This is a genomic window from Streptomyces milbemycinicus, from assembly GCF_002154605.1.
Taxonomy (GTDB): Bacteria; Actinomycetota; Actinomycetes; order Streptomycetales; family Streptomycetaceae; genus Streptomyces; species Streptomyces milbemycinicus.
Genome location: NZ_MUNE01000595.1, coordinates 1 through 5,346 on the forward strand (window position 1 = coordinate 1; position 5,346 = coordinate 5,346).

Annotated in this window: 3 protein-coding genes; 1 reads left to right on the forward strand and 2 read right to left on the reverse strand. The window is 72.9% G+C overall.

What is annotated here, in order from left to right; all coding sequences use genetic code 11:
* Positions 1–1,626, reverse strand: a 1,626-nt coding sequence (locus tag CCN51_RS39680) for a cation-translocating P-type ATPase (RefSeq protein ID WP_143676027.1), incomplete at its 3' end; no start/stop codon positions are given.
* A 130-nt stretch (positions 1,627–1,756) separates the two neighbouring features.
* Between CCN51_RS39680 and CCN51_RS39685 the strand changes: the two genes are divergently transcribed.
* Complete coding sequence (locus CCN51_RS39685) at positions 1,757–4,207, forward strand: glycoside hydrolase family 65 protein (RefSeq protein WP_014172885.1); 2,451 nt, start codon at positions 1,757–1,759, stop codon at positions 4,205–4,207.
* 55 nt (positions 4,208–4,262) lie between these two features.
* On the opposite strand, the gene CCN51_RS39690 is transcribed toward CCN51_RS39685, so the two are convergent.
* A complete protein-coding gene (locus tag CCN51_RS39690; RefSeq protein ID WP_014172886.1) occupies positions 4,263–5,138 on the reverse strand; it encodes a universal stress protein in 876 nt (291 codons plus the stop codon).
* Positions 5,139–5,346: the final 208 nt, after the last annotated feature.

Here is a 5,346-nt window from a genome sequence, read left to right on the forward strand (position 1 = left end):
CACCGCACGTGCGGTGAGGGGGTGATCGCCGGTGATGAGGACGGGGGTGATGCCGGCCCGTTCGCAGGCGGCGACGGTCGTCCGGGAGGTGTCGCGGGGCGGGTCGAGGATGCCGACCAGCCCGAGCAGCGACAGGCCGGTCTCCCAGGTGTCGGGGCTCTGGGGCCGTGTTCCGCCGTGGTCACGTGTGGCGACGGCGAGGACCCGGTATCCGCCGCGGGCCAGTTCCTCGGCCCGGGTGGCGGCCTGGGAGAGCAGGTCCGGGGTGTCGATGAGGACCGTAGGGCGGAGGACGGCTTCGGGCGCTCCCTTGCAGACGATGCGCAGCCCGCCGCCCGGTGTGCGGTGCACGGTCGTCATGCGCTTGCGCGCGCTGTCGAACGGAATCTCGGCAACGCGTGGGAGTTCGGCCTCCAGCGCGCTCCGGTCCAGGCCCAGTCTCGCCCCGGCCGTCAGCAGGGCGGCCTCGGTGGGGTCGCCCATCGCGCGCCACGGTGTGCCGTCGTCCGGCGGGGGTTCGAGCGCGGCGTCGTTGCACATCGTCGCGGCGCACAGCAGAGCGGCCAGATCGGGGGCGTCGGTCGCGGTCACCGTCCGGCCGTCGCGGGTGACGCGGCCCTCCGGGGCGTAGCCGGTGCCGGTGACCGTGGCCTCGCCATGGGGCGTCCACAGTTCTTCGGCGGCCATCCGGCCTTCGGTCAGGGTGCCGGTCTTGTCGGTGGCGAGCACCGTGACCGACCCGAGGGTCTCCACCGCAGGCAGCCGGCGGACGATGGCGTGCCGGTCCGCCATCCGCCGGGCCCCCAGCGCGAGGGCGAGGGTGACCACGGCGGGCAGGGACTCGGGTACGGCCGCGACGGCGAGGCTGATCGCGGCCACGACCATCAGCTCCACCGGCTGTCCGCGGGCCAGCCCCAGGGCGAGCACCACCGCGCACAGCGCGACGGTGACGGCCGCCAGCACCCGGCCGAACCGCGCCAGTCGGCGCTGCAGCGGGGTCAGGCCGGGCGCGGTTCCCATCAGGGCGGCGATCCGGCCGAGCGCGCTGTGCGCGCCGGTGCCGGTGACCTGGACGCGTCCGCGGCCGCGGACGACGACCGTGCCCGCCGACACGGTGCCGAGCGCTCCGTCCCCGCCCGCGGTCTTCTCCACCGGGACGGACTCGCCCGTCAGAGCCGACTCGTCGACCAGGAGCAGAGCCGCGTCGAGCACCGTGCCGTCCGCGGGCACGATGTCGCCTTCGCCCAGCAGGACCAGGTCCCCCGGCACCACGTCGGCAGCCGGTACGGAACACTCCGCACCGTCGCGTACCACGCGGGCGGCGGGGGCGCTCAGCGCGGAGAGGGCGGCCACGGCCCGTTCCGCCCGTACTTCCTGGACGACGCCGACCGCGGTGTTCACCGTGATCACGAGCAGGATCACCGCCGCGTCGGGGAGGTCCCCGGTGGCGAGGGTCAGCACGGCGGCCACGAGCAGCACCACGATGAGCGGATCGCGCAGCTGCTGCAGTACGCGCCGCCACACGGGGGTGGGCCGCTCCTGGGCGACGGCGTTGGCCCCGTACACCCCCAGCCGCCGCGCCGCCTCCTCCCGTGACAACCCCTCCGTGACCCGGGGCCGTCCCATGTGGCCAGTGTCGCACCGGACACACCGCTCCGCCGCCCCGCCGCCACCGCGTCCCGAGCTGACACCGACCTGACACCGCGCGGAGGCCGGGGCAGGGTGGAGACATGGCAGCACACGGGAAGGGCGGTGGATGAGCCGGACACCACCCGGGTGGACCTGGGCGTACGAGGGCTACGACCCGGCCGAGGAGCGGCTGAGGGAGTCCCTGTGCACCCTCGGCAACGGCTACTTCGCGACCCGGGGCGCCCTTCCGGAGTGCGGCGCGGATGCCGTGCACAGCCCCGGTACCTACGCGGCCGGGTGTTACAACCGGCTGGAGTCACAGGTGGCGGGCCGGCGGGTGGAGAACGAGGACCTGGTCAACCTGCCCAACTGGCTGCCGCTGCGTTTCCGGCCCGGCGGCGAGGACACCGCCGGCAACTCCCCGACACCGTGGCTCTCCCCGGACACCCACCCCCCGCTCGACCACCGGCTGACCCTCGACCTGCGCACGGGCATCCTGGAACGCGCCACGCGCTACGTCGACGACGCCGGCCGGCACCTGGCCGTGCGGCAGCTGCGCCTCGTCCACATGGGCGACCCGCATCTGGCGGCGCTGCGCACCGAGTTCACCGCGGAGGACTGGTCGGGGCCGCTGGAGGTGGAGTCGGCGCTGGACGGCGCGGTGGCCAACACCGGCGTCGCCCGGTACCGGCAGCTGGCCAACCGGCACCTGACCCATGTGCACACGGGCACCGCGCCCAGCCGTGATGTGGTCTGGCTGCGCTGCCGCACCACCACCTCCGACATCCGCGTCGGCATGGCCGCCCGCACCACCACCGACGGCGACACCGACACGACCACAACGCACTCGCCGGAACGCGCCTGCCTCCTGCTGCGGCCGCTGATGGAGCCGGGCCGGACGGTGACCGTCGACAAGTGCGTCGCCCTGCACACCTCCCGCGACCCGGCCATCAGCGATCCCCTGCACGCCGCCGTGGACCGCGTGGGTCGTGCGCCGGACTTCGAGGCACTCGCCGACGCCCACCGTGCGGCGTGGGAGCAGCTGTGGCGCGCGGGCGAGATGGACGTACCCGGTCAGGCGGGGCGGATCCTGCGGCTGCATCTGTTCCATCTGCTGCAGACGCTCTCCCCGCACACCGCGGACCTGGATGTCGGGGTGCCCGCGCGCGGGCTGCACGGCGAGGCGTACCGGGGCCATGTGTTCTGGGACGAGCTGTTCGTCCTGCCCTATCTGAACCTGCACCTCCCCGAGGTCTCCCGGGCGCTGCTGGACTACCGCCACCGCAGGCTGGAGCGGGCGTGTTTCGCGGCCCGCGACGCCGGGCGGGCGGGCGCGATGTACCCGTGGCAGAGCGGCAGCGACGGCCGTGAGGAGACCCAGCGGCTGCATCTCAATCCGCGCTCGGGACGCTGGCTGCCCGATCACTCCCGGCTCCAGCACCATGTCGGGTCGGCGATCGCGTACAACGTGTGGCAGTACGGCGAGGCCACCGGGGACGCGGAGTTCATGCACACCAAGGGCGCGGAGATGCTGCTGCAGATCGCCCGGTTCTGGGCCGACGCGGCCACCTGGGACAAGGCCCGGGGACGGTATCGGATCCTCGGCGTGGTCGGCCCCGACGAGTATCACGACGGCTACCCCGGCGCCTCCCGCCCCGGCATCGACGACAACACGTACACCAACGTCACCGCCGCGTGGGTGCTCGCCCGCGCCCTCGATCTGCTGCGGTCCCTGCCCGAACCGCGCCGCCGGGACCTGTTCGAACGCACCGCGCTCGCCGACGCGGAGCTCGACATCTGGCAGGACGTCTCCCGGAGGCTGCTGGTGCCCTGGCACCGCGGGATCGTCAGCCAGTTCGACGGCTACGGGGAGCTCGCCGAGTTCGACTGGGACCGCTATCGCAAGGCTTACGGCGACATCCGGCGCCTCGACCGGATCCTGGAGGCCGAGGGCGACACGGTCAACCGCTACCAGGCGTCCAAACAGGCCGATGTGCTCATGCTCGGCTACCTCTTCGCGCCCGCCGAGCTCCGCGGCCTCTTCCGCCGGCTCGGCCACGAGCTGGACGACACCACCTGGCGGCGCACCGTCGACTACTACCTGCACCGCACCAGCCACGGTTCCACGCTCAGCAGCCTCGTCCACGCCTGGGTGCTGCCCCGGGTGCGGCGGGCCGAGGCGTGGCGCTTCTGTCAGGAGGCGCTGACCGGCGACATCGCCGATCTGCAGGGCGGCACCACCGGGGAGGGCATCCACCTCGGCGCCATGGCCGGCACCCTCGACCTCGTACAGCGCGGCCTGACCGGACTCGAACCCCGGGGCGGGGTGCTGCGGCTGGACCCCGCGCCACTGCCCGAGCTGTCCCGGTTCGGACTGTCCATCCGCTACCGGGGCCACTGGGGAGTGCGGCTGCGGCTGAGCGCCGGGCAGCTGCACATCACCGTACCGGCCTCCGACCGCGGACCGATCGACGTGGCCCTGGGCGACTGTACGGTCTCCGTGCCCCCGGGCGAGACCTGCCTGCTGCCCCTGCCGCAAGGAGCGGACGGGTTATCCATGCACACGGCCTATCCATGACGGCTTAGCCATGCACGCGGCTTATTCGTGCACACGGCTTATTCGTGCACGCGGCTTATTCATGGGGGACCACGGCGACCGGACACCGGGCATGGTGCACGGCCGACTGCACCACCGGGCCGAGCCGGGGCGCCAGGGCGGACCGGTGCTTGCGGCGGCCGATCATCAGCAGCCCGCTGCCCCCGGCCGCCCGTACGACGGCTTGCGCCGGGCTCTCGAGCCGGACCTCGTCGACCACCTCCACACGGGGAAACTTCTTCCGCCACGGCCGCAGCACCTCATCCAGCTCCCGCTGCGCCTCCTCGGCGACGTCTCTGGCGATGCCGGGGTCCACGCCCCACGGGACGTACGCGTGGACGGGCAGGCTCCTGCCGTGGACGGCGCGCAACGGGACACCGCGGGTGAAGGCGGTGACGTAGGCGAATTCCAGCAGGTTGTCCTGGGGGCCGTGCAGACTCAGTCCGACCACCACGTCCCGCTCGCGGACCCCGGACGTCCGTGCCTCGTCCACGCCGCCCGCGCGCACCAGGACCACCGGCCGATCGGCCCGACCGACCACGTAGAGGCTGATGTCACCGAGGAAGAAGCTCGCCAAGGGCTCCATGCCCCGCGATCCGAGCACCAGCATCCGGGACCGCGCCGCCGCGTCGAGCAGGGCTGTCTCGGCCTCCTGCGCGACCAGCTCCTCCTCGATGGGCAGATCCGGGTGGCGCCGGCTGAGCTCCATGCGCGCGTCGTGCACGATCCGCTTGGCCCAATAGTTCTGGTCATCCGCCGGGGGGCTGTCCGGCGTGGGCGGGGACAGCAGGATCCACGCGTGCAGCAGACGCAGCGCGAGCTCCCGCCGCTCCGCCTCGGCGGCGGCCCAGCGAGCGGCGGCAAAGCTCTCCGGCGATCCGTCGAGGCCCACGGTGACGACCTGTTCCTCCATGGCGTTGCTCCGTCTCGTGCGTAGCCTCTTGATGTCGGTGGCCTCTCGATGTCGAAGGACCTTCCGCCCATGCCATCGCTCGCCGACCGTGAAACGCTGGACGAAGGAAGACCGGCAGAGAGGCGGGGATGCCGATGCTTGCTCATATCGGCGACCACCTGATTGTCGAAAGCCCCACCACGGGTGCGACCAGGCGCGACGGCGAGAT

What these genes read in the sequence shown, in the direction of transcription:
- CCN51_RS39685 (WP_014172885.1), top strand. Translation starts at nt 1,757, where the DNA reads ATGAGCCGGACACCACCCGGGTGGACCTGGGCGTACGAGGGCTACGAC.
- CCN51_RS39690 (WP_014172886.1), bottom strand. Translation starts at nt 5,138, where the DNA reads ATGGAGGAACAGGTCGTCACCGTGGGCCTCGACGGATCGCCGGAGAGC.